The 26,848-nt window shown below is 71.0% G+C and carries 29 protein-coding genes and 1 pseudogene; 24 read left to right on the top strand and 6 right to left on the bottom strand.

Annotated features, from left to right (window positions below; genetic code table 11):
* Positions 1 to 13 precede the first annotated feature (13 nt).
* The 3 genes from DQE82_RS10260 (at position 14) to proC (ending at position 2,622) form a co-directional block, all read left to right on the top strand.
* Entirely contained in the window at positions 14 to 517 is a 504-nt protein-coding gene (locus DQE82_RS10260) for a pyridoxamine 5'-phosphate oxidase family protein (RefSeq protein WP_043329417.1), read from the top strand.
* Between the two features lie 179 nt (positions 518 to 696).
* On the top strand, positions 697 to 1,725 hold the full coding sequence (locus tag DQE82_RS10255; protein ID WP_043331080.1) for a 6-phosphofructokinase: 1,029 nt from the start codon (positions 697 to 699) through the stop codon (positions 1,723 to 1,725).
* 78 nt (positions 1,726 to 1,803) lie between these two features.
* A complete protein-coding gene (gene proC, locus DQE82_RS10250; RefSeq protein ID WP_043331082.1) occupies positions 1,804 to 2,622 on the top strand; it encodes a pyrroline-5-carboxylate reductase in 819 nt (272 codons plus the stop codon).
* A gap of 3 nt (positions 2,623 to 2,625) precedes the next feature.
* On the opposite strand, the gene DQE82_RS10245 is transcribed toward proC, so the two are convergent.
* Positions 2,626 to 3,348 carry a YoaK family protein gene (locus DQE82_RS10245; RefSeq protein ID WP_233514631.1) on the bottom strand — a complete coding sequence of 241 codons (723 nt, stop codon included), beginning with the start codon at positions 3,346 to 3,348 and terminating at the stop codon, positions 2,626 to 2,628.
* A 350-nt stretch (positions 3,349 to 3,698) separates the two neighbouring features.
* Here DQE82_RS10245 and DQE82_RS10240 point away from each other — a divergent pair, with 350 nt between their 5' ends.
* The 9 genes and pseudogenes from DQE82_RS10240 to DQE82_RS10200 all read left to right on the top strand — a co-directional run bounded on the left by DQE82_RS10240 (position 3,699) and on the right by DQE82_RS10200 (position 11,890).
* Positions 3,699 to 4,001 (top strand): urease subunit gamma, encoded by a 303-nt coding sequence (locus tag DQE82_RS10240; RefSeq protein WP_064445193.1) that lies wholly within the window; start codon positions 3,699 to 3,701, stop codon positions 3,999 to 4,001.
* Positions 4,002 to 4,044: 43 nt separating this feature from the next.
* Positions 4,045 to 4,380, top strand: a pseudogene (locus DQE82_RS10235) (urease subunit beta); the annotation flags it as partial.
* Positions 4,381 to 4,564: 184 nt separating this feature from the next.
* On the top strand, positions 4,565 to 6,283 hold the full coding sequence (locus tag DQE82_RS10230; protein WP_043329421.1) for an urease subunit alpha: 1,719 nt from the start codon (positions 4,565 to 4,567) through the stop codon (positions 6,281 to 6,283).
* 59 nt (positions 6,284 to 6,342) lie between these two features.
* Complete coding sequence (gene ureE / locus DQE82_RS10225; RefSeq protein ID WP_013475749.1) at positions 6,343 to 6,906, top strand: urease accessory protein UreE; 564 nt, start codon at positions 6,343 to 6,345, stop codon at positions 6,904 to 6,906.
* An 18-nt stretch (positions 6,907 to 6,924) separates the two neighbouring features.
* Positions 6,925 to 7,602 (top strand): urease accessory protein UreF, encoded by a 678-nt coding sequence (locus DQE82_RS10220; protein ID WP_233514630.1) that lies wholly within the window; start codon positions 6,925 to 6,927, stop codon positions 7,600 to 7,602.
* Positions 7,603 to 7,633: 31 nt separating this feature from the next.
* Positions 7,634 to 8,263 carry an urease accessory protein UreG gene (gene ureG / locus DQE82_RS10215; RefSeq protein ID WP_013287653.1) on the top strand — a complete coding sequence of 210 codons (630 nt, stop codon included), beginning with the start codon at positions 7,634 to 7,636 and terminating at the stop codon, positions 8,261 to 8,263.
* Positions 8,260 to 9,183: an urease accessory protein UreD gene (locus tag DQE82_RS10210; protein ID WP_064445194.1), complete on the top strand. Its 924-nt coding sequence runs from the start codon at positions 8,260 to 8,262 to the stop codon at positions 9,181 to 9,183. Before ureG ends, DQE82_RS10210 begins: the two co-directional genes overlap by 4 nt.
* 18 nt (positions 9,184 to 9,201) lie before the next feature.
* Positions 9,202 to 10,272, top strand: a complete 1,071-nt coding sequence (yut, locus tag DQE82_RS10205) for an urea transporter (RefSeq protein ID WP_113972542.1) — start codon at positions 9,202 to 9,204, stop codon at positions 10,270 to 10,272.
* Positions 10,250 to 11,890: an ammonium transporter gene (locus tag DQE82_RS10200; protein ID WP_113972541.1), complete on the top strand. Its 1,641-nt coding sequence runs from the start codon at positions 10,250 to 10,252 to the stop codon at positions 11,888 to 11,890. The genes yut and DQE82_RS10200 overlap by 23 nt, the downstream gene beginning before the upstream one ends.
* Before the next feature lie 431 nt (positions 11,891 to 12,321).
* Here DQE82_RS10200 and DQE82_RS10190 read toward each other — a convergent pair whose 3' ends face one another.
* Together DQE82_RS10190 and DQE82_RS10185 are read right to left on the bottom strand one after the other, a co-directional pair.
* Positions 12,322 to 13,113 carry an inositol monophosphatase family protein gene (locus DQE82_RS10190; RefSeq protein WP_113972540.1) on the bottom strand — a complete coding sequence of 264 codons (792 nt, stop codon included), beginning with the start codon at positions 13,111 to 13,113 and terminating at the stop codon, positions 12,322 to 12,324.
* Positions 13,110 to 13,943: a DUF5919 domain-containing protein gene (locus DQE82_RS10185; RefSeq protein WP_113972539.1), complete on the bottom strand. Its 834-nt coding sequence runs from the start codon at positions 13,941 to 13,943 to the stop codon at positions 13,110 to 13,112. Before DQE82_RS10185 ends, DQE82_RS10190 begins: the two co-directional genes overlap by 4 nt.
* A 228-nt stretch (positions 13,944 to 14,171) precedes the next feature.
* On the opposite strand from DQE82_RS10185, the gene DQE82_RS10180 reads away from it, so the two are divergent.
* From DQE82_RS10180 to DQE82_RS10150, 7 genes are all read left to right on the top strand, one after another.
* Entirely contained in the window at positions 14,172 to 14,426 is a 255-nt protein-coding gene (locus DQE82_RS10180; RefSeq protein ID WP_113972538.1) for a hypothetical protein, read from the top strand.
* Positions 14,423 to 14,779: a hypothetical protein gene (locus tag DQE82_RS10175; protein WP_113972722.1), complete on the top strand. Its 357-nt coding sequence runs from the start codon at positions 14,423 to 14,425 to the stop codon at positions 14,777 to 14,779. The genes DQE82_RS10180 and DQE82_RS10175 overlap by 4 nt, the downstream gene beginning before the upstream one ends.
* On the top strand, positions 14,776 to 15,849 hold the full coding sequence (locus DQE82_RS10170) for an FAD-binding oxidoreductase (protein WP_233514629.1): 1,074 nt from the start codon (positions 14,776 to 14,778) through the stop codon (positions 15,847 to 15,849). Before DQE82_RS10175 ends, DQE82_RS10170 begins: the two co-directional genes overlap by 4 nt.
* Entirely contained in the window at positions 15,849 to 16,175 is a 327-nt protein-coding gene (locus tag DQE82_RS10165) for a DivIVA domain-containing protein (protein WP_104114577.1), read from the top strand. Before DQE82_RS10170 ends, DQE82_RS10165 begins: the two co-directional genes overlap by 1 nt.
* 35 nt (positions 16,176 to 16,210) lie before the next feature.
* A complete protein-coding gene (locus tag DQE82_RS10160) occupies positions 16,211 to 16,561 on the top strand; it encodes a DUF2203 domain-containing protein (protein WP_018785307.1) in 351 nt (116 codons plus the stop codon).
* Positions 16,562 to 16,727: 166 nt separating this feature from the next.
* Positions 16,728 to 16,922 (top strand): hypothetical protein, encoded by a 195-nt coding sequence (locus DQE82_RS30795; RefSeq protein WP_064445200.1) that lies wholly within the window; start codon positions 16,728 to 16,730, stop codon positions 16,920 to 16,922.
* A gap of 106 nt (positions 16,923 to 17,028) precedes the next feature.
* A complete protein-coding gene (locus DQE82_RS10150) occupies positions 17,029 to 17,832 on the top strand; it encodes an SGNH/GDSL hydrolase family protein (protein WP_043329427.1) in 804 nt (267 codons plus the stop codon).
* Between the two features lie 64 nt (positions 17,833 to 17,896).
* On the opposite strand, the gene DQE82_RS10145 is transcribed toward DQE82_RS10150, so the two are convergent.
* Entirely contained in the window at positions 17,897 to 18,256 is a 360-nt protein-coding gene (locus DQE82_RS10145; protein ID WP_064445201.1) for a hypothetical protein, read from the bottom strand.
* The gene (locus tag DQE82_RS10140) at positions 18,240 to 19,853 is read right to left on the bottom strand and encodes a hypothetical protein (RefSeq protein WP_064445202.1); all 1,614 of its coding nucleotides are present in this window, start codon (positions 19,851 to 19,853) and stop codon (positions 18,240 to 18,242) included. Before DQE82_RS10140 ends, DQE82_RS10145 begins: the two co-directional genes overlap by 17 nt.
* A 395-nt stretch (positions 19,854 to 20,248) precedes the next feature.
* Between DQE82_RS10140 and DQE82_RS10135 the strand changes: the two genes are divergently transcribed.
* On the top strand, positions 20,249 to 21,268 hold the full coding sequence (locus DQE82_RS10135; protein WP_147265130.1) for a zinc ribbon domain-containing protein: 1,020 nt from the start codon (positions 20,249 to 20,251) through the stop codon (positions 21,266 to 21,268).
* Positions 21,269 to 21,308: 40 nt separating this feature from the next.
* Here DQE82_RS10135 and DQE82_RS10130 read toward each other — a convergent pair whose 3' ends face one another.
* Positions 21,309 to 21,797 carry a glutathione peroxidase gene (locus tag DQE82_RS10130; protein ID WP_064445204.1) on the bottom strand — a complete coding sequence of 163 codons (489 nt, stop codon included), beginning with the start codon at positions 21,795 to 21,797 and terminating at the stop codon, positions 21,309 to 21,311.
* Between the two features lie 143 nt (positions 21,798 to 21,940).
* Between DQE82_RS10130 and DQE82_RS10125 the strand changes: the two genes are divergently transcribed.
* The 4 genes from DQE82_RS10125 (at position 21,941) to DQE82_RS10110 (ending at position 26,807) form a co-directional block, all read left to right on the top strand.
* Positions 21,941 to 23,575 (top strand): glycosyl hydrolase family 18 protein, encoded by a 1,635-nt coding sequence (locus DQE82_RS10125; protein WP_113972536.1) that lies wholly within the window; start codon positions 21,941 to 21,943, stop codon positions 23,573 to 23,575.
* Between the two features lie 173 nt (positions 23,576 to 23,748).
* A complete protein-coding gene (locus DQE82_RS10120; protein ID WP_069089012.1) occupies positions 23,749 to 24,264 on the top strand; it encodes a hypothetical protein in 516 nt (171 codons plus the stop codon).
* A gap of 57 nt (positions 24,265 to 24,321) precedes the next feature.
* The gene (locus tag DQE82_RS10115) at positions 24,322 to 25,728 is read left to right on the top strand and encodes a class II 3-deoxy-7-phosphoheptulonate synthase (protein WP_104114579.1); all 1,407 of its coding nucleotides are present in this window, start codon (positions 24,322 to 24,324) and stop codon (positions 25,726 to 25,728) included.
* A gap of 59 nt (positions 25,729 to 25,787) precedes the next feature.
* Positions 25,788 to 26,807, top strand: coding sequence for a low specificity L-threonine aldolase (locus DQE82_RS10110; protein ID WP_104114584.1), 1,020 nt, complete (start codon positions 25,788 to 25,790; stop codon positions 26,805 to 26,807).
* The last annotated feature ends 41 nt before the right edge of the window (positions 26,808 to 26,848 follow it).

Raw genomic sequence — 26,848 nt, 5'->3', positions numbered from 1 at the left:
ACAGGAGTGCCCCATGAGCCATGAGCCGACAAGCGCCGCGGACGCCCGCCGCCGGGTCACCGAGCTGATCCGGGACGCCCGGATCTGCCTGCTCACCACCACCGGCGTGGACGGTCGTCTGGTCAGCCGCCCGATGGGGCTGCAGGAGGCGGAGTTCGACGGGGACCTGTGGTTCTTCGCATACGCCGACTCGGCGAAGGTGCGGCAGATCCGGGTCAACCCCCAGGTGAACGTCGGTTTCTCCGACCAGCGCCACCACGCCTGGGTGTCGGTGGCCGGCACCGCCACCGAGGAGTGGGACCCCGAGCGGGCGAAGGAGCTGTGGAACCCGCTGCTCAAGGTGTGGTTCCCGGACGGTCTGGACACGCCGGGGATCACGTTGATCAAGGTGCACGCCGGCTCGGCGGAGTACTGGGACTCGCCCGGCAGCACAGTGGTGAACCTGCTCGGGTTCGCCAGGGCGGCGGTGACCGGCAAGCCGCCGAAGGCGGGGGAGAACCACGAGGTCAGCTACTGACGGGTAGGGCCGTCCGTCGTCCGGAACGGCCCGGGGTGCGGTGTCGGCGTACACCTGTGGCGACTACAGTGCGCACTGACGGCCCGCCCCGGGCCGGCAACGGCGCCGATGGTCTGATCTGACACATATCCTGGGGCTTATCCGGGCTTCACCTGATGCTCCAGGAGGATGAGCAGATCATGCGTATCGGCGTGCTCACCGGCGGCGGCGACTGCCCAGGTCTCAACGCGGTGATTCGGGCGGTGGTCCGCAAGGGCGTCGCCACCTACGGTCACGAGTTCGTGGGCTTCCGGGACGGCTGGAAGGGCCCGCTCGAGGGCCTGACCAAGCCGCTGGGCATCCCCGAGGTGCGCGGCATCCTGCCCCGCGGCGGCACCATCCTCGGCTCGTCCCGCACCAACCCGTTCAAGATCGAGAACGGCGTGGAGCGGATCAAGGAGAACCTGGCCGCCCAGGGCGTGGACGCGCTGATCGCGATCGGCGGCGAGGACACGCTCGGCGTCGCCACCAAGCTGCACGAGCTGGGCGTCCACGTCATCGGCGTGCCGAAGACGATCGACAACGACCTGGGCGCCACCGACTACACGTTCGGCTTCGACACCGCGGTGAACATCGCGATGGAGGCGATCGACCGGCTGCACACCACCGCGGAGAGCCACCACCGCACGCTCGTGGTCGAGGTCATGGGCCGGCACGCCGGCTGGATCGCGCTGCACGCCGGCCTCGCCGGTGGCGCCAACGTGATCCTGCTGCCGGAGCGGCAGTTCGACGTCGAGCAGGTCGCCGGCTACGTCGAGAAGCGCTTCCAGCACCAGTACGCCCCGATCGTCGTGGTCGCCGAGGGCGCCCAGCCGCTGGACGGCCAGATGGTGCTGCACAACCAGGAGCTGGACGCGTTCGGCCACGTCCGCCTGGGCGGCATCGGCCAGTGGCTCGCCGAGCAGCTGGAGGCCAAGACCGGCAAGGAGGCCCGCACCGTGGTGCTCGGCCACATCCAGCGCGGTGGCACGCCGACCGCGTTCGACCGGGTGCTCGCCACCCGGCTCGGCCTCCACGCGATCGACGCCGCGAACGAGGGCGACTGGGGCAAGATGGTCGCGATGCAGAGCACTGACATCGTCCGGGTCCCGCTGGCCGACGCCACCCGCGAGCTGAAGACCGTGCCGCTGGAGCGGTACGCCGAGGCCGAGGTCTTCTTCGGCAGCTGATCGACGGCGCACGGCGTGGCGGGCCGGTGATCCGGCCCGCCACGCCACGCCCACGTGACCCGGGAAGGGGTACGGCTGATGGCACGCGAGGTGCACACGGTCGCGGTGATCGGCGCCGGCAAGATCGGTGAGCTGATGCTGTCCGGGCTGCTGCGCTCCGGCTGGCCGGTGGAGCGGCTGCTCGCCACCGCGCGCCGCCCGGCCCGGGCGAAGGAGCTGGCCGACCGCTACGGCGTACGGGTGGTGGACAACCTCACCGCGGTGACCGAGGCCGAGGTGCTCGCGGTGTCGGTCAAGCCGCAGGACGCCGCCGCGCTGCTGGACGAGATCGGCCCGAAGGTGCCGGCGGACAAGCTGGTCATCTCGCTCTGCGCCGGCCTGCCGACGGCGTTCTTCAACCGACGGCTGCCAGAGGGCACCCCTGTGGTCCGGGTGATGACCAACACCCCGGCGCTCGTCGACCAGGCGATGAGCGCCATCTCGGCGGGCGCGTACGCCACCGGCGAGCACCTGGCCCTGGCGGAGGAGATGTTCTCCCCGCTCGGCTCGACCGTGCGGGTGCCCGAGTCGCAGCAGGACGCGGTCACCGCGCTCTCCGGCTCCGGCCCGGCCTACTTCTACCTGCTGGTCGAGGCGATGATCGACGCGGGGATCCTGCTCGGCCTGCCGCGCCAGGTGGCGCACGAGCTGATCGTGCAGACCGCGATCGGTTCGGCGGTGATGCTGCGCGACTCCGGCGAGCACCCGGTGAAGCTGCGCGAGGCGGTCACCTCGCCGGCCGGCACCACCATCTCCGCGGTCCGCGAGCTGGAGAACCACGGCGTACGCGCGGCCATGCTGGCGGCGCTGGAGGCGGCCCGGGACCGGGCCCGGGAACTCGCCGCCCAGGCGGACTGACGCTCAGCCGCGACGCGACGCCGGCCGCGGATGCCGCCGGAGCAGCAGGATCAGCACGGCCAGGGCGAGCGTCCCCCACAGTGGCACCCAGCGGGGCCGGTGCTGGGCGAGCGTGCCGACCGCGCCACCGACGCTGTAACTGACCAGGGCGAGCAGCCCGAGCAGGGTGCCCCGCCGGGCCCGGGCCCGGCCGGCGGCGGGGCCGAGCAGCCAGCGGGCGGCCCGCTCACCGGTCTTGGTCGTGGTGCCCGACTGGTAGGTGATCGGCGTGGCGATCCCCGTGGTACGGCTCGCCAGCGTGGTCAGGCTGCCCATGGCGGCCGCGCCGGCGGCGGCGAGCAGAACCCGGGACGCCGTGCCGTCCCGGCCGTACGCGAGCGCCAGGTTGAGCGCCGCCCAGACGATCATGGCGGCCTCGGTGACCGCGATGTCCACGAGCGGCGCCGCCGTCGGCCCGGTGCGGCCGCGGAGCAGGCTGACCAGCCCGGCGGCGGTGGCGAACGCGACGATCGACGCCGCGGAGACGGGCCACGTGGAGTGCCCGCCGGCGGGCCCCATGCCGAGGAAGATGGCGTTTCCGGACTGGTTGGCGACGAACGCGCCGTATCGCAGGAACGCGAAGGAGTCCAGCGCGCCGGCGGTGACGACGGCGAGCACCAGCGCCGCGAGCGGGCGCCGGAACTCGCGGTAGGAGTCCGCGGGGTCGTACGGCGCCGACCGGTTCACCCGTCCCCCGTTCGTGTGCAGGAGCAGCCCGGCAGTTTCGCTGTCGGGCCGCCGCGGCGAACCTACTATATGTCGCATATGTAGGGTTTAGGGCGCTTCGCAACGCGGCGACCGGACGCGCGGCCGGCCGCTGGGGCGCCGGGTACCTGATCACGCAGTTCTTCCTGAGCCTGCTCGACGCGCTCGGTCGCTCGGGCGTGTTCGCGCTGTTCGCCGCCGACTACGACCGGCGGCGGCGGGCGCACGCCGGTTCCTGAAATCTCCCTGAATGGCTGCGGCTGCACCAAACCGCTCTTACCGTTACGGAATAGCTGAAACCGTACAAAGCGTGCGGACGAAGGGATCGCGAAGTGCATCTCACGCCGAAGGAATTCGACAAGCTGACGATCCACTCGTTGGCGATGGTCGCAAACGCCCGCAGGGCGCGCGGGGTCAAGCTCAACCACCCCGAGGCCGTGGCGGTGATCTGCGCCGCGGCGCTCGAGGGCGCGCGCGAGGGGAAGACCGTCGAGGAGGTCATGAACGACGCCAGCCACGTGCTCACGGCCGACGACGTGATCCCCGGCGTGGCGGACATGATCCCGATGCTCCAGGTCGAGGCGGTCTTCACCGACGGGTCACGGCTGATCACCGTCCACTCACCCATCCAGTAGAGCAGCGACCGGAGGCCACGGTCTCCGGCAGAGCGGGGGCGACATGGCGAAGCAACACCCGGGACCGAACTCCAAGCACCTTCGGCCCATCGGCGGCTACAAGCTCAGCGACCAACCTCTGGAACTCAACGCCGGGCGGCCGGTGACCGAGGTGGTCGTGCACAACACCGGTGACCGGCCCATCCAGGTCGGCTCCCACTTCCACTTCTTCGAGGCCAACCGTTTCCTGGAGTTCGACCGCCCGGCGGCGTTCGGCAAGCGGCTGAACATCCCGGCCACGACCTCGATCCGGTTCGAGCCCGGCGACCGCAAGACAGTGCAACTGATCCCGTACGGCGGCTCCCAGCGGGTGTACGGCTTCAACGGACTGGTCCAGGGCTGGACCGGCGACGGGCCGATCCCCGGATACCGGCCGGACCGGGCCGAGGCGCTCCACCAGGCCCAGACGCGCGGCTTCAAGACCACGTCGCAGGACCAGGACCAGGGCAAGGGTCAGGACCAAGGCAAGGGCAAGGGCAAGTAGCCCGCCACTCTCAGACGCGCCAGAGCTGGAGCGATAACGCATGAGTCAGATCTCACGGCAGGAATACGCCGGAATGTACGGCCCGACCACGGGCGACCAGATCCGGCTGGGTGACACCGACCTCTACATCGAGATCGAGAAGGACCTGCGGGTCCTCGGTGACGAGGTCATGTACGGCGGTGGCAAGACCCTGCGCGACGGCATGGGCAGTGCCAGCCAGGCCACCAGCGCCGAGGGCGTGGTGGATCTGGTGATCACCAACGTGACAATCGTCGACGCGCTGCTCGGCGTGGTCAAGGCGGACGTGGGGATCAAGGACGGCAGGATCGCCGGGATCGGCAAGGCCGGCAACCCCAACATCATGGACGGGGTGACCCCGGGCCTGGTGACCGGACCGGGCACCGACGCGATCTCCGGTGAGCACCTGATCCTGACCGCCGGCGGCATCGACGCGCACGTCCACCTGGTCACTCCGCAACAGGTGTACGCCGCGCTCAGCAACGGCGTCACCACCCTCTGGGGCGGCGGCACCGGGCCCAGCGACAGCACCAACGGCGTCACCATCACGCCCGGCCCGTGGAACATCCACAACATGATGCGGGCCTTCGAGAACCTGCCGATCAACATCGGCCTGCTGGGCAAGGGCAACAGCAGCGGCCGGGCGCCCCTGGTCGAGCAGATCATGGCCGGGGTGCCCAGCTTCAAGATCCACGAGGACTGGGGCGCGCCGCCCGCGGTGATCCGGTCCTGCCTGGCCGTCGCCGACGAGTACGACGTCCAGATCAGCATCCACACCGACACGCTCAACGAGAGCGGCTACATCGAGGACAGCATCGCCGCCTTCGAGGGCCGGACCATCCACACGTTCCACACCGAGGGCGCGGGCGGCGGGCACGCGCCGGACATCATCAAGGTCGCCGGCCAGATGAACGTCCTGCCCGCGTCGACCACGCCCACAGTGCCGTACGGCATCAACAGCCAGTCCGAGCTGTACGACATGATCATGGTCTGCCACAACTTCAACCCGAAGGTGCCCTCGGACGTCGCCTTCGTGGAGAGCCGGATCCGCACCGAGACCATCGCCGCCGAGGACGTGCTCCTCGACGAGGGCGTCATCTCGATGATGCAGAGCGACTCGCAGGCCATGGGCCGGGTGGGGGAGACCTGGCTGCGCACCGTCCAGCTCGCCGGGCAGATGAAGAACGCCCGCGGCAAGCTGGCCGAGGACTCCGACGCCAACGACAACTTCCGCGTCCTGCGCTACGTCGCCAAGATGACCATCAACCCGGCGATCACCCAGGGCGTCTCGCACGTCATCGGCTCGGTCAGCCCGGGCAAGCTCGCCGACCTGGTGCTCTGGGAGCCCGCGTTCTTCGGCACGAAGCCGAAGATGGTGCTCAAGGGCGGCATGATCGCCTGGTCGATCATGGGCGACCCGAACGCCTCGCTGCCCACCCCGCAGCCGGTCTACTACCGGCCCATGTTCGGCGCCACCGGCTCCCAGCTCGCCAAGAACTGCGTGACGTTCGTGTCCCGGGCCGCCCACGAGTCCGGTGTGGCCGAACAGCTCGGCCTGCAACGGCAGGTCATGCCGGTCTACGGCTGCCGCAATCTGACCAAGCGCGACATGGTGCGCAACGACCGTACGCCGAAGCTCGAGGTCGACCCGGAGACCTTCGCCGTGAAGATGGACGGCGTGCACGCCACGGTGCCGGCGGCCAAGAACCTCCCCCTCAGCCAGCTCTACTTCTTCAGCTGACCCGGCGCGACGCCCGCCCCCGGCCGGGCCGGCGGCGGGGTCGCGTGAAAGGAGAACACATGCTCGTCGAAACGGTACTCGGCAACGTGAACGAGCCGGCCTGGACCGAGCGGCTCCGGGAGGCCAAGGTCGACGACCTGGTCCTCGACCAGTGGGACGCCCAGAAGAGCCGGCTGCGCCGGACCACGAGCCTCGGCACCGAGCTGGCGCTGTCCCTGGCCCGCGGCGTACGGCTGCGCGACGGCGACGTGCTCGCCTGGGACGACGCCACGGCGACCGCTGTGGTGGCCCGGATCGCGCTCGGCGAGGTGATGGTCGTGCACCTCGACACGCTGCACGGCGAGTCGCTGGACATGGTGATCCGTTCCGCCGTCGAACTCGGCCACGCGATCGGCAACCAGCACTGGCCGGCGGTGGTGAAGGGCACCAAGATGTACGTCCCGCTGACGGTGGACCGCAAGGTCATGGACTCGGTGATGCGGACACACGCGTTCACCGGCCTCACCCACGAGTTCATCCCCGGCACCGAGATCATCGCGTACCTGGCCCCGCACGAGTCGCGGCGGCTGTTCGGCGGGGCCGACTCGACCCCGCACACGCACCTGCCCGCCGACCTGAACTGAGGGGCCGGGGTGTCCACGGTGACCGAGGCCCTGAAGCTGCTCCAGTTCGGCGACTCGGTCTTCCCGGTCGGCGCGTTCTCCTTCTCCAACGGGCTGGAGACGGCGGTCGAGCAGGGCGCGGTGCACGACCGGACCACGTTGCAGGAGTTCGTGCGGACGGTCACCCGTGCCGCCGCCACCGCTGACGGGGTGGCGCTGCTCGTGGCGCACCGCGCCGCGCGTGCCGGTGACCTCGACCGGATCCGGGCGGCCGACGAGGCCGTACACCTGCGCAAGATCAACGAGGAGACGCGGACGATGACCGTCCGCATGGGGCGCAAGCTGGCCGAGGCCGCCGAACGGGTGGTGGGGGAGTCCCTGCTGCGCAAGCGCGTCGCGGAGAGCGGCGGCGGCGTCCCGGTCACCTACCCGGTCGCGCTCGGCGTGCTCTTCGCCGAACTCGGCGTGGGCGAGGCGGACGCGTTCGCCGCCCACCAGTACGGCGCGGCCTCCATGGTGCTCGGCGCGGCGGTCCGGCTGATGCGGGTGGACCACCTCGACACCCAGTCGATCCTCTTCGCGGTGAACGAGCGGGTCGGCGAGGACTACGAGGAGGTGCGCACCGCCGGGCTGGACGACATGCAGAGCTTCGCGCCGCACCTCGACGTGCTGGCCGGCGCGCACCAGCACGCACACGTACGCATGTTCATGAGCTGAGCGCTCACCCACCTGAAGGGCTTCTTCGAAAATGAAATCAGCGAGTCGGATCGGCGTCGGCGGCCCGGTGGGCAGCGGCAAGACGGCCATCATCGAGGCCGTCGTGCCCCGCCTGGTCGAGCAGGGCCTGCGCATCCTGGTCATCACCAACGACGTGGTCACCACCGAGGACGCCAAGCACGTCCGCCGCGCCCTGACCGGCGTACTGGTGGAGGAGCGCATCGTCGGCGTGGAGACCGGCGCCTGCCCGCACACCGCCGTCCGCGAGGACCCCAGCATGAACCTCGCGGCGGTGGAGGACATGGAGGCGCGGTTCCCGGACAGCGACGTCGTGCTCATCGAGAGCGGCGGGGACAACCTCACGCTCACGTTCAGCCCCGCGCTCGTCGACTACTTCATCTACGTGATCGACGTGGCGGCCGGCGACAAGATCCCGCGCAAGAACGGTCCGGGCATCTCCAAGTCCGACATCCTCGTGATCAACAAGACCGACCTGGCCCCGTACGTCGACGCCGACCTGGACGTGATGGCCCGCGACGCCGAGCTGATGCGCGGCGGCAAGCCGTTCGTGTTCACCAACTGCAAGACCGGCGAGGGCATCGACGACCTGGTGGACCTGGTCCGCCGCAACGCGCTGTTCGACGCCGAAGTGCTGGCATGACCACTCTGGACTCCGTCCGGGAACTCGCGCCGTACCAGGACCAGCCGGCGCAGCTGCCGGCCGCCGCGAACGGCAAGGTGGGCATCCTCCGGCTGGGGTTCGAGTGGCGCGAGGACCAGGACCGGACCATCCTGCGCGACGTCTTCCGGCAGTCGCCGCTGCTGGTGCAGCGCGCGTTGTACTGGGACGAGGAGATGCCGGGCCTGCCCTGCGTCATGATCCTCACCACCTCGGGCGGCGTGCTTCAGGGCGACCGGTTGCGCATCGACGTCGACCTGGGGCCGGGCGCGCAGGCGCACCTGGTCACCCAGGCCGCCACCAAGATCCAGGAGATGGACGCCAACTACGGCACCCAGACCCAGAGCTTCACCCTGGCGCAGGATGCCTACCTGGAGTTCCTGCCCGAGCCGGTGATCCCGTTCCGGCGCAGCCGGTTCGTCTCCGACACCGTGGTCCGGCTCCCGGAGACCGCGACAATGCTGTACGCCGAGGTGCTCCAACCCGGCCGCAAGTACTACCGCGACGGCGAGATCTTCGCGTACGACCTGTTCTCCACCACGCTGCGGGCGCACCGGCCCGACGGACGCCCGCTGTTCGTGGAGAAGTTCGTCATCACTCCCGGCCGGTTCCCGGTGACGCGGATCGGCATGATGGACCGCTTCCACGTCTTCGGCAACGTCGTGCTGCTCACCGACCCGGACCGGGCGGCCCGGGTCTTCGAGCGGACCGCGACGCCGGTGTGGGACGAGCAGACGCCGCTGGCCACCGCCGTCAGCCGACTGCCCAACGACGCCGGCCTGGTGTTCAAGGTGCTCGGGCAGGAGACCGAACCGGTCCGCGCCGCGGTACGCGCGTTCTGCACTGCCGCCCGCGAAGAGGTGACCGGCTGCACCTTCCCGCCGGTCTTCAGCTGGCGTTGAGGCGAGGAGAACAGCGGCATGGCCGACATCGGACGTGGCTGGCACCGGCTGGCCGACCGGAACCCGGCGGTCGGATTCGTCGACGCGAGCCTGCGCGGCGCCGCGCAGGTGGTGCTCCAGAACAATCCGCTCAGCGGCCTGCTCATCCTGATCGCGCTGGCCTGGGGCGCGTTCGAGAACGGAACGCCCCGGGTGTTCGGCGGCGGCGTGCTCGGCCTGGTCGTGGGCACCGCGACCGCGCTGGCGCTGCGGGTCGACATGTCCAGCTGGCGCAAGGGCCTGTTCGGCTTCAGCCCGCTGCTGACCGGCCTCGCGGTGCCCACGTTCCTCGACCAGCGCCCGCTGATGTGGCTCTACCTCGTGCTCGGCGCGATCGGCACGGTGGTGGTCACGCTCGCCCTCAACGCCGTGTTCAAACGCTGGAACCTGACCGCCTACACGTTCCCGTTCGTACTCACGACCTGGTTCCTGCTGATGGCGGCGTACCAGTTCGACAGGTTCACGGTGCTCACCAAGCTGACCCCGAAGTTCCCCGGTGAGGGATCCCTGACCCGCGGCACGTTCGACTGGGGCCTCATCCCGGTCTTCTTCAAGGGCGTGTCCCAGGTCTACCTGATCGAGAGCTGGGTCACCGGCCTGCTCATCCTCGTCGCCCTGCTGATCAACTCCCGGTGGTCGGCGCTGTTCGCGGTGATCGGCGCGGTCGGCGCGACACTGCTGGCGCTCTGGTTCGGCGCCGACGGCGCGTCCCTGGACAAGGGGCTGTTCGCCTTCAACGCGGTGCTGACCGCGATCGTGGTGGGCGCTGTGGCGCACCGCCCCGGCGCACTGGTCACCGTCTACACGCTGTTCGGTATCGCGCTGACGCTGTTCGTGCAGATGGCGCTGACCACCATGCTCACCCCGCTCGGCATCCCGGTGCTCACCGGGCCGTTCAACATCGCCACCTGGCTGTTGCTGCTGCCGGACCGGCACTTCGCGCCGGTGCCCAACCACGAACGGGTCAAGGACACCTTCCTGCACACCGTCCGCGACTCCGTCCACCTGCGAGAGAAGGAGGGAAACCGTGTCCGCTCCGAACGCGGGTGACACCGCCTGGGTGCTCGTCTGCGCCGGCCTGGTCCTGTTCATGACACCGGGGCTCGCCGCGTTCTACGGCGGCATGGTCCGCACCCGCAACGTCCTGGCGATGTTGCAGCAGAACATGATCGCGCTGGGCGTGGTCAGTCTGACCTGGGTGCTCGTCGGCTACACCATCGCCTTCGGCGACGACGCCGGCAGCGGACTGTTCGGCAACCTGGAACTGTTCGGGCTCGCCGACCTCAAGGTGCCGCCCGCGCCCAACCTGCACGTGGTCGACGGCCGGATCACCATCCCGACGCTGGCGTTCGTACTGTTCCAGATGATGTTCGCGGTGATCACGCCGGCGCTCGTCACCGGCGCCACCGCGGGCCGGCTGCGTTTCGGCGGCTGGGTGCTGTTCCTCGCGGTCTGGTCGGTGGTGGTCTACGCGCCGATCGCGCACTGGCTCTGGCATCCCGGCGGATGGCTGGCGAAGTTCGGCACCCAGGACTGGGCCGGCGGGCTCGTCGTGCACGCCAGCGCCGGCGCCGCCGTCCTCGCCGTCCTGCTCGTCGTCGGCCGGCGCCGGGACTGGCCGCACACCGCCGCGCCACCCAACTCGATCCCGCTGACCATCGTCGGCGCCGGCATCCTCTGGTTCGGCTGGTTCGGCTTCAACGGCGGCGACGGCCTCCAGGCCAACGGCCTGGCCGCGCAGGCCGTCCTCAACACGCACCTGGCCGCCGCCGCGGCGATGCTCGTCTGGCTGGCGCTGGAGCGCGTCACCGACGGACACAGCACCGTCGTGGGCGCGGTCTCCGGCGCGGTCGCGGGCCTGGCCACTGTCACCCCGACCGCCGGGTACGTCAACGCGGCCTCGGCCGTCGCGATCGGCGCGCTGGCCGGCCTGGTCTGCCACTTCGCGCTGAAACTGAAGTACCTGCTGCGCCTCGACGACGCGCTCGACGTGCTCGCCGTGCACTTCGTCGGCGGCATGCTCGGCACGCTCCTGCTCGGCCTGTTCGGCAACCGCGGCGTCAACCCGCTCGGCGCGGACGGGCTGTTCCTCGGCGGCGGGGGCGGCCTGCTGTGGCGCCAGCTCGTCGGCGTGGTGAGCGTGGTCGCGTTCTCGTTCGTCCTGACCTGGCTGATCGCCGCCGGGGTGCAGGCACTCATCGGCCTGCGTGTGCCGCCGGCCGATCAGGAACGCCTGGACCAGGCGCAGCAGGGCGCCGACGCCTACCACCTGGGCGGGGTCACCAGCCTGACCGCGCCGGGCGCGCCCCGCCGCCGTGCCGCGGCGGCGCCGGCCGGCGAACCAGCAGTGCCACCCGGCCAGCGGGTACGGGTGGTCACCGCGCTGCTGGAGCCGGACCCGGCGGCGAACAGCGCCGACCTGCGCGACGCGCTGCTGCGCGCGGGCGCGATCTCGGTGATCGTCAGCGACGCCGCCGTGGCGACGACGACACCGCAGGCGAGCCTGCTGCCGCGTGGTTACTGGCAGGACCAGCCCCTCGCCGCCCGGCTGCGGGTCACGGTGCTGGTGGGTGCGGACGGGGTGGCGGCGGTGCTGGATGAACTGGACCGGATGGGGGCCAGGCGGAGCGACACGTTCGTGCAGGAGGCGGAACGCGTCCAGTCCTGACGGTCCGTCGACCGATGCCGGCGGACAGCTCACCGGAGAAAGTCACGACAGGCCCTCGTGACCTGTGTGGGATCGTTCTGGTGCCACTCAATCAACAGCGGCTGATGCCCTGAGGACCGGAATGGAGCCGATCTTCTGGGAGCTGAGGCTTTCCCAGCCTCACCGGAAGTTGAGCCTTGTCCGGGTTGGATTTGATGACGCGAGCGCTGCGCCAGGCATCATGCGCCGTAAGCCGTTCTGCGGCTTGCTCAGCTCCAACAAAGTCAGGGATACGCCCGTGCGCTCCAGGGGGTAGCGCCTGGGCAGCCTGTTCCAACCGTGACCAAATGGTCTCACGCACCTCGCATTTCGCCTCATCGATGTCCATGTGGCCCTCTCATGACGAGTCAGAGCGAGCGCCCCGGGCGACCTCTGCCACAGTCGTCATCGGCTCACGCCGTCTCGTTCTCCCGCAGGTGCGGCAACATCTGACCGACCAGCCCAGGGGTGATCGCGAGGGTAGTCGTCGACTCGGCGCTGTACTCGGCCCCACTGATGTCGACGACGACGGCTCCCGCCTCACGGGCGATGGCCACCCCGGCTGTCATGTCCCAGGTGTGGTTGGAGAGGGTGATGGCGGCGTCGATCTTCCCCTCCGCCAACCAGACGAGATCCACTGCGGCTGATCCACTCATCCGCACGCGCTGCACGGTCTCGGCGAGCCGCGCCATCAGTGCCAGCCGGATCCGATTCTTGTTCGCGGCATCCGCTCCGACGGCGAAATCGCCGATCCCTACGACGGCTTCGCTCAGGCTCATGGTGTCGCTCACCTTGACCGGATCGCCGTTCGCGAATGCCCCACAACCTTCGGCGGCCCAGTATCGAGCACCGAGGAAGGGTAGGTCCACGACGCCGAGGGCTGGACGTGTTCCGTGGAGTAAGCCGAGGGAGATGCCGCACAAGGGGATACCGCGCACGAAATTGATCGTTCCGTCGACCGGATCAAGCGTCCACTGCAAATCCCCGGTGCCGCTGACTCCCTCCTCCTCCCCGAGGAAGGCGATGCCGGGTGTCGCATCGCGCAGGAACGATCGAAGGTCTCGCTCAATCGCGTAGTCGACATCCGAGACGAGATCGCGGTCGCCTTTACTGGTAGAGGTGACCGGTGCCTGGCAGCGCATGAAGGTGGCTGCCCGACCAACAGCATCGAGGGCGACCGGCAGCAGCTCACGGTACGAGGTCACAGTTGCCGGCTCCGCTCCCACTGAGAGTCGAAAATCTGCTCATACACCGGGTACAACCCCGTCGTGGGTTCTCGGCGTCGCATCACGAAGGTCGGAGAGTCGACCCCTCGGCTCGTGGGCAGGTATGCCTGGGCAAGGCAGAGGTCGTCGATGAGGAGCACGTTGAACCGAAGCGTCTCGTCGTAGAGGGCGAGCTGCACGTTGCCGTACATGTCGCCCGACAGGCGGTCACGCACCCGCAACATCGTCTCGATGTTGAGCTTCGTCAGTGCCGCGAGCTGGCCGGCCGGGAAGCTCTCCTCACGTTCCCTGGCTTGGATCGCCGAGCCGTCAGGATCCAGGAACAGGCATCGGACCTGTGCGCCGCCTTCGATGAGCTGACGCCAGCGGTGATCGGGGTAGTGCTGGCACAGCAGGTTCAGGGAGAGTCCCATCGCTCGAACCTTTCGGGCGCCGTCCAGGATGCGATCCGCAGGCAGGTGCGCAGAGAGCTCCGCCCGATTGCGGAAAACCGCCGTGACGTCCGCTACTGAGGTGCCACCGTTCCCTTCCGCCTGGATATCGGCAGCACCTTGCCGCAGCTCGGCGGCATCGGCCAATCCCAAGCCTGACCGGAATCGCCGATGAACCTCGTTCCCCGCCCGCGCGAGCGCGGTGTCGAGAGCGGCCTGGATCTCCGGTCGGGGTTGCACCGCATCCCGGCCGGCCTCCCATTTCGAGACGGTGCGCTCGCTGACGCCGAGGTGCTCGGCGAAGTCGCGGATGCTCATTCGCAGCGCGTGCCGCAGCATCCGGGTCTCCCGGCCGGTCCACTTCTGCACGGTCGTCATCGGCTCGCCTCCGAGTGCGTCGAGACCGGCTGCCAGCAGCTTAGCGACTCGACTTCAGAGCTGGTACAGCGCAAGTGCAGAGCGTAGTCGTACCCGATGAGCCGCAAGCTGGCGAGGGTGGACGCATGGCCCGGGGCGGGTGCTGGGCTCCGGCGGGGCGTCACCCGAGCGCGTCCGCCGTCCCCGCCCGCCCCGGTGCCGCTCCGACTCTCGACGGAAGGGCTCTTCATGGCGGCGGTGCTGGACGACTTCCCGGTGTTCACCCCGGTCAGCGACGAGGACGTGGTGTTGGCCGTACGCGCGGTGGCGGTGCATGTGCCGGAGCGGTGGCCGGCGGGTCCACTGTGTCGCAGTGAGCGGGTCCCGCATCCGTGCCGGCTGGCCCGCTGGGGCCGCAGCACGCTACGGGCGGTCGGGCTCACCGAGGAGCGCGTGGACGAGTTGGTCGCCGCCGGCGACCCGGGGGCCTGGCCGTGGGCGTGACCGGGCTCGGGGCGTACCCGACGGAGAGCTGGCCCGGGTCGGCGGCGGTGCGTGAGGCGGTGGCCCGGTGGCTGCGGCTGGTGGCGGCGGACGCGGAGCTGGCGCCGTACCTCGTCGGGGTTGATCGGGCCCGGCTCGCCGGACACCTGGCGCTCACCCTCACGGTGGCGCTCGGCGGACCGGCGGGCGACATCGCCCGGCCAACGGCCGAGGCATGGCGCGGCCTGGGCCTGACCGAGGCGCAGCACCACCGCGTGGTCGACTACCTGGCCGGGGTGCTCTGGGCGCTCGACGTGCCGGCAGGCTCGGTGACAGCGGCCCGGCGGGCCTTCTCGGACGAGGCCGGCTCGTGACCGCCGCCCTCGCTGCGTCGTGGTCCGTCACCATGCGGTACGCCCGCGAGGCGGCCGACCACTTCTGGTGCGCGGTCGAGGAGCGCTGCCCCGGGACGCTGCCGGAGCGGGAGGCGGCGGTGTTCCTCGCCGCATTCGGACGGCTGGTCAGCGGTGGCGACGACCCGGCCGGGCGGGCGGCGTTGTTGACCGTGCTCGGCCGGGCCTGTCGCCGCTACCGGCTGCTGCCGCACCAGCTCACCGTCGAGGCCGCGCTCGTCGCGACGGTGTCCCGGCAGGCGAGGTTGACACCGGAACTGGTGGCGGCCTGGGCTGGGGCAGCCCGGCGGGCCACGGCGGCGGTGAGCCGTGCGGTCGAGCAGGTCGGCGACGGCCCGCCCTGGTGGCCGGCGCAGGTCGTCGACCACGACCGGGCCGCCGACGGCATCGCCGTGGTGACCGTGCGCCCCTGGCGCCGCCTGGCGTTCCGGCCCGGCCAGGCGCTGCCCGTCTGCGCCGAGCGCCGGCCCGGCCGGTGGCGCTGGTACTCGCCGGCCAACGCCCCGCGCGCCGCCGGCACCATCGAACTCCACGTCCGTGCCGTCGCCGCCGTCTCCCGCACGCTCGTGCACCGGGTACGCCCCGGTGACCGGATCTGGCTCGGCCCGCCCCGGTCGACCGGCCTGACCCTCGACCCGGCGTCGAAGGCGGACCTGCTGCTCGTCGCCGGGGGGACCGGGCTGGCGCCGCTGCGCGCCCTGGTCGAGCAGGTCGCCGCCGCGCCGGCCGGTCGCCGGGTCACAGTGGTGGTCGGCGCCCGTACCCTCGCCGACCTCTACGACCCGATCAGCCTCGACAAGCTTCAGAGCAGCAACGACTGGCTGACCGTCGTGCCCGCGTTCTCGCACGATCCGGTGGCGGAGGCGGGAGAGCAGGGTGATGCGCTCACCGTCGCGCTCGACCACTGGCGACCCGGTCAGGAGGTCTACCTGTGCGGGCCACCGTTGATGGTGGCCGGGTCGCGGCTGCGCTTGCTCGCCGGTGGGGTGCCGGCCGAGCGGATCCACCTGCCGGACGGGTTCGGCGTCTGATGGGCGTCTATCACAGCCGCAACGCGCTGGCCGGCCCGCTCACCGCGGACCGGCTCAGCGCGGTCGAGCTGCCCCGCACGTCACTGGGGCGGCGCGGTTACCGGACCGACGACGTCGACGCGCTGTTGCACCGGCTCGTCTACGAACTGGGGGAGCGGACCCGGCTGCTCGACGACGCCCGGGACGAGAACGACCGCATCAAGCGGGCCCTGCGCGCCTGGCAGGCCGAGGTGCGGGAGGCTGCCGGTGTCGTCTGGTCTCCCGCGGCCATTCCAGGCGCACCGTCCCGTCCCGGCCCCGACGGTCGACGTGCGGGTGAGCGGTGACCCGGACGACACCGGTCGTGCCGCATACTGGCCCGGTGTTCACTCTCGCCCAGGCGCGACACCTGGTGGCCACGCTGCGGCCGCGCGTCGACGAGCTGATCCGGCTGCGGGCCGACCTGGCCGAGCTGCGTGTCGATCTGGCCGACCACGGCGTCAGCGCGCTCGGCGGGCTCGCCGAGGTGAAGGCCCTGGAGGCGCGGCTGCACGTGGTGGTGGACGAGTTCCACCAGCACGACATCGCGGTCAAGGGGATCGCCCCGGTGCTGCTCGACTTCCCCGGTGAGCGCGACGGCCGGGCGGTGCTGTGGTGCTGGCTGGAGGGGGACACCGACATCAGGTGGTACCACCGGGTCGAGTGCGGATTCGCCGGCCGCCGTCCGGTCTGAGCCGGCCTGTGGGTGACGCGCGCCGGGCGGTGCCGTCCGACGCCGACGAGCTGGTGCGGCTGCGCGGGCTGATGCTCGCCGGAATGAGCGGCGCGCCGACGCCGCCGGGCCGCTGGCAGGACGTGGCCCGGGACAATCTGCGCGCCTGGCTGGCCGAGCCGGACCCGTGGCTGGCCGCAGCGCACTGCTGGCCTGGTTCCGGGACCGGGGCGTGCGCCGGGTCGACCTGCGGGCCTCGGCGGCCGGTCGGCCGCTCTACCGTGCCCTGGGTTTCCGGGAGACCGCCGACCCGGCGATGCGCCTGACGTTCCCGGCGGAACAATCCTTCATCCCGCTCCGCGAGACCGGCAACGATTTGTAGGCGTAAGTCGCTATGCGCGCTGAACCGCAAATCGGTGATCTTCCATGCGCTGTGATCTTATTGATATCTATCTCTCACCACCACTTCACGCCCCCAGGAGTGCGACGTGCGGAGATCCCGTCTTGCCACCCTCGCCCTGACCCTGGCCGCCTCGGTCGGGGTCACTCTGTCTCTGGCCGCCCCCGCCCAGGCGGCCCCGTCCGACCGCTACGTCGCGCTCGGCGACTCGTACGCCTCCGGCGTCGGCGCCGACAGCTACACGTCCGAGAGCGGTAACTGCCTACGCAGCACGAACGCCTACCCGGCGCTCTACAACGCCAACATCAAGCCGGCGTCGTACCGATCGGTGGCCTGCTCCGGCGCCACCACGGCCGACGTCATCAACAGCCAGCTCTCCGCGCTCTCCTCGACCACCACGCTGGTCAGCGTCACCGTGGGCGGCAACGACGTGGGCTTCGCCAACATCATGAGCACCTGTGTGCTCCAGGGGGAGACCCAGTGCGTGGCGGCCGTGCAGTCCGCCATGAACGTCGCCCGCACCTCGATGCCCGGCCGGCTCGCCAACGTCTACAACGGCATCAAGAGCCGCTCGCCCTCGGCCCGCGTCGTGGTGGTCGGCTACCCGGTCTTCTACCAGCTCGGCACGACCTGTGTCGGGCTCAGCGCCACGTCCCGGGCGAAGATCAACGAGGGCATCAACCTGCTCGACGACATCACCCGTACGGCCGCCGTCTCGGCCGGCTTCAAATTCGCCGACGTCCGCTCCATCTTCGTCGGCCACCAGCTGTGCAGCGGCGGGACCAAGTGGCTGCACGCGCTCAACGTGCTGAGCCTGAGCAAGTCGTACCACCCGACGGCGGCCGGGCAGTCCGGCGGCTACTACCCGGTCTTCCGCTCCGCCGCCGGCTGACCCCGGCCCGACCGCCCGCGCCCCGGCCCCACGTGGAGCCGGGGCGCGGCCGTCGCCGGAGCGGTTAGCGCACGAACTGGTTGATCAACTGGCTCAGGCCCCAGGCGCCCCCGGCGATGCCGCCCACCGCGCTGAGCCGGTTGACCAGCCGGTCCACCTTGGCCATCACCCGCTTACGGTCCGGCCGCTCCTGCTGGATCAGGTCCGCTATGTCGTCGACCTCCTCCAGCGCCAGCTCCGGTTCGACCAGCTGTGACCGGTTCTCCTCGATCCATTGCCGGGTCGTCCGCAACTGCTCCAGGATCTCCCGCAGTGACGCCTCGCCCATGTGGTTGATCTGAGCGGCCATGGCGTTCGGCCCGGCCGCCACCGGTCCGCTGGACGAGCCCTGGATCACCACACCGTGGTTACCGTCGTGCGTCACCGCTCTTCTCCTTTCGCTTGCCGCCACCGTCGTTCAGCAGCGCCGTGGCTCCGGGGCCGGCGGCTGCGGGCCCGTGGTTGTCGCCGCGGATGAAGACGCCGTGGTTGTTGAAGACGTTCATCCGGGTCTCGTACTCGGAGGTGTCGATGCCCTGGTCGGCGAGGTAGCCGAGGACCGCCTCACTGACCCGCCGCTCCATCAACTTGCTGTACTTCTCCGCGTCCAGCCGTTGCAGGTATGTCACCGGACGGCCGGCGGAGGCGAGCTGCCGGACCTCGGCGCGGGCGCCGAAGTCGTACCGGGGGAGGCGTTCGGTCTCCCGATCCGCCCGGGTCATCCGGCGGTTGGCGCCGACGGCGCGAACGACGGTGCGCACCAGCCGCGCCGGGGCGATCAGCACTGTGGCACCGAACAGTCGCAGAGCCTCGCGAACCGGCTCCTGCCAGTTGTCGTCACCCGCGACGTGCTGGTCCAGGTCGAGGAACTTGTCCCGGATCGGACCGAGGACCGTGGAGACGCTCTCCATGTAGAGCATTCCGCCCTCGACGGCGACGTGTGTGAAGGTCGAGACCACGATGTTCTGGTACTCGGCCGGCATGATGACGTCCCCGGCGGCGCCGGTCGCCGCACGGGTGTCGGCGCCGACGCTGGCCCGCAGGAAGTGGCGGACGCTCGGCTGAGGCGCGCGGATGATCGCCTCGACGGCTCGGGGCGAGGCGTGGGAGAAGGGCTGCCGGAGCCCGGCATCGATGAGCGGATAGTTCCGCCACTGGGCGCCCGAGGCCACGATCTGGTCCCGCAGCACCAGGCCGGTCATGCGCTCGTCCGCCGGCAACTCCGCCGAGGCGAGCGCGGCTAGGCGTCGTTTGACGTGCCGGTTCAGCGCCACCGGGTCCACCGCGACCGGGCCGGTGGCGGTCGGCCGGTGCTCGTCGGGCCCCCGGTCCCGCTTCAGCTCCATCGCCACGGACCAGGCGCGGACCACGTGGCCGCCGCCGAGGAAGGGGTCGTAACCCGAATGCAGTACGACATTGCCGTGCTGCGCGGCCGCGACGCTCTTGATCCGGCTCAGGATCGCCGGGTTGGTCACCTCGGGCGGCTCGTGCCGTCCGCCGGGTGCCAGGTCACGAGTGAAGATCCGCACGACGGTCGCGCGGGTGAGGGCGATGACGGCGAGGGTGAGCAGACCGAGCCCGATCAGCCACCAGAGCACGGGCCAGTACGACATCGTGAGCTCCGGCGGCGCCGACGGGCCGGGCGGCTCCTCGCTCGACAGGCCGAGCAGGGCCAGCAGCGGTGCGCCGAGCAGCCACACCAGCGCGACCAGTGCGACGCCGCCGAGCACGAGACGCGCCGTCGGCCAGTCCGCCTGTTCGGCCGGCGGGCTGAGAAGGTTCGCCAGGAACGCGACGCCGATCAGCAGGACTGTGGACCAGGTCGCCACGAAGATGCCGAGCAGCAGGATCGCCGAGATGAGCGCGTTCTGGAGAAGCCAGAGGTGCCGGGCGTGGTAGCAGTGACGCAGGATCGGCTCCAGGTCGTACCCGACGGTCGGCACCACGGCCCGATGGCCGTCGTCGACCAATTCGGTGATCACGCCGTCGGCGAATCGTTCACTGCGGTACGCCGCTCCGCACAAATAGCGGGTGGTCGGCGACATTGTCGCCCGCTGTCGCTCCCGTGGCGGATTATGCGTGAAGAACGACGTCATTTCTGTCGGGTTCCTGTCACCGTCGACCGTGCTCGTCATGTGACCACCAATCGATGACGATGTGCCGGGGTCAGCCACGTTATGAGTTCACGCCCGCCGCCGGAAACCGGCCATAGGTACCGCTCGCGGGGATCGACGGTCTGGTCCACTCGTACGGCCGGACGGAGTTGCGACCGAACAGGACACAGTCGAGCCGCCGGCACGATTCGGTGTTGCGCGACGACAACCGTTTCCGATTCACTCGGACGAATTCTTTCTCCCGAGTGCGTGGGGAGTCGCCGATGTCTGTTCGAAAATGCGCGGAATGCGGCTCGGTCGTCCCGCCCGGCGCGTCGCTCTGTCCGGTGTGCGCGGCGCCCTTCGCCCCCGTGGAAAGCGGCGAGTTCGCGCTGGCGGGCCAGGACGAGCCCACGGCGGCCGATGGTGACGTCGCGGTGCCGGCCTGGCCCGGCGACGACGAGCCGGTGGTGAGCGTCGACCCGGAACCGGTCCAGAGTTTCGCCCCGGCCGACGCCGATCCGGACGCGGACGTCGACACCGAGCCCTACGGGGGCCCCGTCCTGGACAGTGGGCCAGGTCGGGACGAGCCCGGGATGCGGTCGCCGGAACCGTCGCGCCAGGCGTTCGTGCGGGCCATGCTGGTAGCCGCCGCCGTCACCGCGGTGGTCGCCATCGGCGCCGGTGGCGTCCTGTGGGCGACCCGGGACGACGGGGCCGACGCGCCGGTGGTCGCCGGGCCGACCGGCCGGACGCCTCCCGGCGAGACCGGCGACCCGGGGGCGCCTGCAACCCCCTCGTCCGACCCGGCGAGCACCGACCCGGCGAGCGCCGACCCCACCGAACTGACGCCGTCCCCTTCGGAGTCACCGGCCGTGGTCGGCCTCGTCACCATCGAGACGGACGTGCCGGACGAGCGGGCGACGGCGGTCGCCAGTACCTTTGACACCTACTTCAGTGCCGTCAACGACCGCGACTTCCCGTCCGCCGCTGCCGTGTTCGACCCCGCCGGCGACGTCCTCGACCCGGCCGACGAGCAGGCCGTGCAGCGATTCGGGCGTCAGCTCGTCACCACGCGCGACTCCGAGGTGGTGCTGCGGTCGCTGACCGACGCCGGCCCGGGAGTGGTCGCCGCCGTGGTGACCTTCCGGAGCACGCAGGACCCCGGCTACGGGCCGAAGGGCCGCCCGCAGGAGACCTGCACGCTGTGGCAGGTCCGCTACGAACTGTCGACCACCGCGTCCGGGGCGTATCGGATCCTGCGGAGCAAGTCCGCGGTGCCGTCGCGGCCCTGCCCGGCGTAGCCGGGGCGGCGCCGGGACCGGAGCGGCCCCGGCGTGACCGTCAGGCCGGCAGGACCTTCTCGATCGCCGCGCGCAGCTCGGGCGAGTCCGGCGTGACCTGCGGGGCGAACCGCGCGGCCACCGTTCCGTCCGGGGCGACGAGGAACTTCTCGAAGTTCCAGCGCACGTCGCCGGTGTGCCCCTCGGCGTCCGGCGTGGACACCAGTTCGGCGTAGAGCGGGTGCCGGTCCGGGCCGTTGACGTCGACCTTCTCCGTCAGCGGGAACGTCACGCCGTAGTTGACCTGGCAGAACTCCTCGATCTCGGCGGCGCTGCCCGGCTCCTGGCCGGCGAACTGGTTGCACGGCACGCCGAGCACCGTCAGTCCGCGCCCGGCGTACGTGTCGGCGAGTTCCTGAAGGCCCGCGTACTGCGGGGTGAGGCCGCAGCGGGAGGCCACGTTGACCACGAGCAGGGCGCGGCCGCGGTAGCGGCCGAGGTCGGCCGGTCCGCCGGTGAGGGCGTCGATCTGGACGTCGAAAACGGTCATGTGACGAGGCTACGGGCCGTCACGCGGACCGTACCGCGCCACCCGTGAAATCGACGCATCTACATCTTGACGAAGTGGTGACGGCGTGAGTAGCGTCTCAGCAATCAATTTGGAAACTTTCCTAACTATTGGAGGGACGCCGTATGAAGAGATCGCTCCGCCGGGCCCTGTGGGCCACCGGCGCCGTGGTCGCGCTCGCGGTCGCCGCGGTGCCCATGACCACCGCGTCGGCCGCCGGCAGCGTCACCGCCACCTTCGCCAAGGTGCAGGACTGGGGGACCGGCCACGAAGGGCGGGTGACCGTCACCAACGGCACCAGCTCCACCGTCAACGGCTGGCGCATCGAGTTCACGCTGCCCTCCGGCACCTCGATCAGCAGCTCCTGGGACGCCGACATCACCCGCAGCGGTGACCGCTACGTGGCGCTCAACAAGAGCTGGGCCTCGACGCTCGCCCCCGGCGCCAGCTTCAGCTGGGGCTACAACGGCACCGGCGCGTACAAGGCGCCGGTGAGCTGCACGATCAACGGCGGCACCTGCACCGGCGGCGGCACGCCGACGACCACCGCGCCGACCACGGCGCCGCCGACCACCGCGCCGCCCACCACGGCGCCGCCGACGACCGCCCCGCCGACCACGCAGCCGCCCACCACGCCGCCGCCCGGCGGCAAGAAGGTCGTCGGCTACTTCGCCGAGTGGGGCGTCTACGCCCGCAACTACCACGTCAAGAACATCCACACCAGCGGCTCGGCCGCGAAGCTCACCCACATCCTGTACGCCTTCGGCAACACCACCGGCGGCCGGTGCAGCATCGGGGACAGCTACGCCGACTACGAGAAGGCGTACACCGCCGCGGACAGCGTCGACGGCGTGGCCGACACCTGGGACCAGCCGCTGCGCGGCAGCTTCAACCAGCTGCGCAAGCTGAAGAAGATGTACCCGAACCTGAAGGTCCTCTGGTCCTTCGGTGGCTGGACCTGGTCCGGCGGCTTCACCCAGGCCGCGCAGAACCCGGCCGCGTTCGCCGACTCCTGCTACTCCCTGGTCAAGGACCCGCGCTGGGCGGACGTCTTCGACGGCATCGACGTCGACTGGGAGTACCCGAACGCCTGCGGCCTCCAGTGCGACAGCAGCGGCCCGAACGCCTTCAAGAACGTGGTCTCGGCGCTGCGGAGCAAGTTCGGCTCCAGCTTCCTGGTCACCGCGGCGATCACCGCCGACGGCAGCAACGGCGGCAAGATCGACGCGACCGACTACGCGGGCGCCGCGACGAACCTCAACTGGCTGATGCCGATGACGTACGACTACTTCGGCGCCTTCAACGCCCAGGGGCCGACCGCGCCGCACTCGCCGCTCTACTCGTACTCGGGCATCCCGCAGCAGGGCTTCTGGTCCGACGCGGCGATCCAGAAGCTGAAGTCCAAGGGCGTACCGTCCAGCAAGCTGCTGCTCGGCGTCGGCTTCTACGGACGCGGCTGGACCGGCGTGACCCAGGCCGCGCCCGGCGGCAGCGCCACCGGCGCGGCCCCCGGCACCTACGAGGCCGGCATCGAGGACTACAAGGTGCTCAAGAACAGCTGCCCGGCCACCGGCACGGTCGGCGGCACCGCGTACGCCAAGTGCGGCAGCAACTGGTGGAGCTACGACACCCCGGCGACCATCGGCGGGAAGATGAGCTACGCCAACAGCCAGGGCCTCGGTGGCGCGTTCTTCTGGGAGCTCTCCGGTGACACCAGCAACGGTGAGCTGATCGGCGCCATCAAGGGCGGTCTCGGCTGAGCCGAGGGCCGACGCACCACCCACCCGGCGGGGAGGGGCCGTACCGGCCCCTCCCCGCCCGCGTGCCGCCCTGGCCGCGCGCGCCGATCCGGGTCAGGATGGGGAGTCACCCGGCCGCGCGGGCCGGGTGTGGCACACTCGCCGCTCGACGAGTCCACGCGACGGGAGGACCGATGGATCGCAGCCACCGCGGCCGGTTCGCCGCGCTCGCCCTCGCCTTCGCGCTCACGCCGGCGCTGGCCGCCTGCGGCTCCGGCCCGGACGGCGCCGCCACCGCGCCCAGCGGCCGGGCGCCCGCCGAGGAGGCGGCGGCCAAGAGCCGGGAGCGCGTGCAGGCGTACCTCGACGCGCTCACCGCCCGCGACGCCGACGCCGGCCGCAGCCAGCTCTGCGCGCCCATGCACGCCGCCTTCGACGCCGCCGCCACCGGCCCGAACGGCGACTTCGCCGACCACTTCACGGTGCCCGACGCGACGATCACCGACGTCCGCTCCGGCCCGAACGGGCAGGAGGTCAGCGCCTCCGTCACGGTGGCCGCCGGATCTCGCAAGGCCACCCGGTCCCTGCTGTTCACGGTGACCCGTAACGGGGCGGACTGGTGCATCTCCGGCGAGGTTCCCGGCGACCGCACGGCCGACCCGTCCGAGCCGCCGCCAGCGGCGCGGCCCTCGCCGGTCTCCTCCCAGTGACCGGAACCATGCCCCTCGGCGACGAGTGATCGCGACGGTCGCCGTACGCTTTCCTCCATGCGCCATGAGTGGCATCAGCTGAGTCACCCCGCCGTGGGCAGCCCTGGCCTGCAGACCAGCCGCCCGACCGCCGACTCCGCCGAGGACGCGGCCCTCGGCCTCGACCGATGGCGGGAGCTGCCGCGCGCGCAGACCCCGCCGTGGGACGACCAGGCCCAGGTCGCCGAGGTCTGCCGGGTGCTGGACACGGTTCCCTCGGTGGTCGCGCCCTACGAGGTCGACCAGCTGCGGCAGCGGCTGGCCCTGGTCTGCGAGGGCAAGGCGTTCCTGCTCCAGGGCGGTGACTGCGCCGAGACGTTCGCCGACAACACCGAGAGCCACCTGCTCGCCAACGCCCGCACGCTGCTCCAGATGGCCATCGTGCTCACGTACGGCGCGTCGCTGCCGGTGGTCAAGGTGGCCCGGGTGGCCGGCCAGTACACCAAGCCCCGGTCCCTGCCGACCGACGCCCGGGGGCTGCCCGCCTACCGCGGCGACATGATCAACTCGCTGGAGGCCACGCCGGAGGCGCGGGTCGCCGACCCGCAGCGCATGATCCGGGCGTACGCCAACTCGGCCGCCGCGATGAACATGCTCCGGGCGTACCTGGCAGGCGGCCTGGCCGACCTGCACGCCGTGCACGACTGGAACAAGGACTTCGTCCGGCAGTCCCCGGCCGGGGAGCGCTACGACGCGATCGCCCGCGAGATCGACCGGGCACTGGCCCTCATCCGGGCCTGCGGGATGACCGACGACGAGGCGCTGCGCACCGTCACGCTCTACTGCTCGCACGAGGCGCTGGCGCTGGAGTACGACCGGGCGCTGACCCGGATTTCCGACCACAAGGCGTACGGCCTGTCCGGGCACTTCCTCTGGATCGGCGAGCGGACCCGGCAGATCGACGGCGCGCACATCGACTTCATCTCCCGCATCGCCAACCCGATCGGCGTCAAGCTCGGCCCCACCACCACGCCGGACGAGGCGATCGAGCTCTGCGAGAAGCTCAACCCGGACAACATCCCCGGCCGGCTCACGCTGATCAGCCGGATGGGCAACCACCGGGTACGCGACGCGCTGCCGCCGATCGTGGCGAAGGTCACCGCCGCCGGCGCGAAGGTCGTCTGGCAGTGCGACCCGATGCACGGCAACACGCACGAGTCCTCGAACGGCTACAAGACCCGGCACTTCGACCGGATCGTGGACGAGGTGCTCGGCTACTTCGAGGTGCACCGCGGCCTCGACACCCACCCGGGCGGCCTGCACGTCGAGCTGACCGGCGAGGACGTCACCGAGTGCCTCGGCGGCGCCCAGGGCATCGAGGACCTCGACCTGCCCGACCGGTACGAGACCGCCTGCGACCCCCGGCTCAACACCCAGCAGTCGCTGGAGTTGGCGTTCCTGGTGGCGGAGATGCTCCGTGGCTGACGCGAGGAGTGAGCTTGCGAGCCCCGCAGTCGGCAGCCGAAGGGATGACAGTGGCTGAACTGATCGATCTGCGGACGGACACCGTGACCCGGCCGACGCCGGGGATGCGGGAGGCGATGGCCGCCGCCGAGGTGGGCGACGACGTCTACGGCGAGGACCCGACAGTCGCCGCCCTGGAGGCGGAGGTGGCCGCGCTGTTCGGCCACGAGGCGGCGCTGTTCGCCCCGAGCGGATCGATGGCCAACCAGATCGCGCTCCAGTTGCACGTGCCGCCCGGCGACGAGTTGCTCTGCGACGCCGACGCGCACGTGGTCACGTACGAGGTGGGGGCCGCCGCCGCGTACGGTGGGATCTCCTCGCGGACGTGGCCGGCGGTGGGCGCGGACCTGGACCCCGACGTGGTCGCCGGGATGATCCGGCCGGACGGCTACTTCGCGGTGCCGACCCGCGCGATCGCGGTGGAGCAGACCCACAACCGGGGCGGCGGCGGGGTGATCCCGCTGCCGACGCTGCGACGCATGCGCGAGGTCGCCGACGAGCACGGGGTGGCGCTGCACTGCGACGGCGCCCGGATCTGGCACGCGCACGTCGCGGACAGGGTGCCGCTGGCCGGGTACGGGGAGCTGTTCGACACGCTGTCGGTGTGCCTCTCCAAGGGCCTCGGCGCGCCGGTCGGCTCGCTGGTGGTGGGCAGCGCGGAGAAGATCGCCCGCGCGCGGGTGCTGCGCAAGCGGATGGGCGGTGGCATGAGGCAGGTCGGCATTCTTGCCGCCGCCGGCCGGTACGCGCTGGCGCACCACGTCGAGCGGCTCGCCGAGGACCACGCGAAGGCGGCCCGGCTGGCCGAGGCGGTCGCCCCGCACGGGGTGCTCGCGTCGGTGGTGCGCACGAACATCGTGCCGCTGGACCTGACCAAGCACCCTCTCGACGCGCACGCGCTGGCGGCGGCCGCGCGGGAAGCCGGCCTGCTGATCTCGGTGCTCGGCCCGCGTACCGCCCGGTTGGTGACCCACCTGGACGTCACCGACGAGCAGATCGACAGCGCCGCCACCATCCTCGACACCGCCCTGCGCGCCTGACCCTCCGGCAACGCCGTGGCGAGGGCGGGAGGAAACGGCTG

Source organism: Micromonospora sp. LHW51205, assembly GCF_003315815.1.
In the GTDB taxonomy this organism is placed as follows: Bacteria; Actinomycetota; Actinomycetes; order Mycobacteriales; family Micromonosporaceae; genus Micromonospora; species Micromonospora chalcea.
Note: the sequence above shows the minus strand (reverse complement) of the source record. Positions and strands in the feature narration are given on the sequence as shown.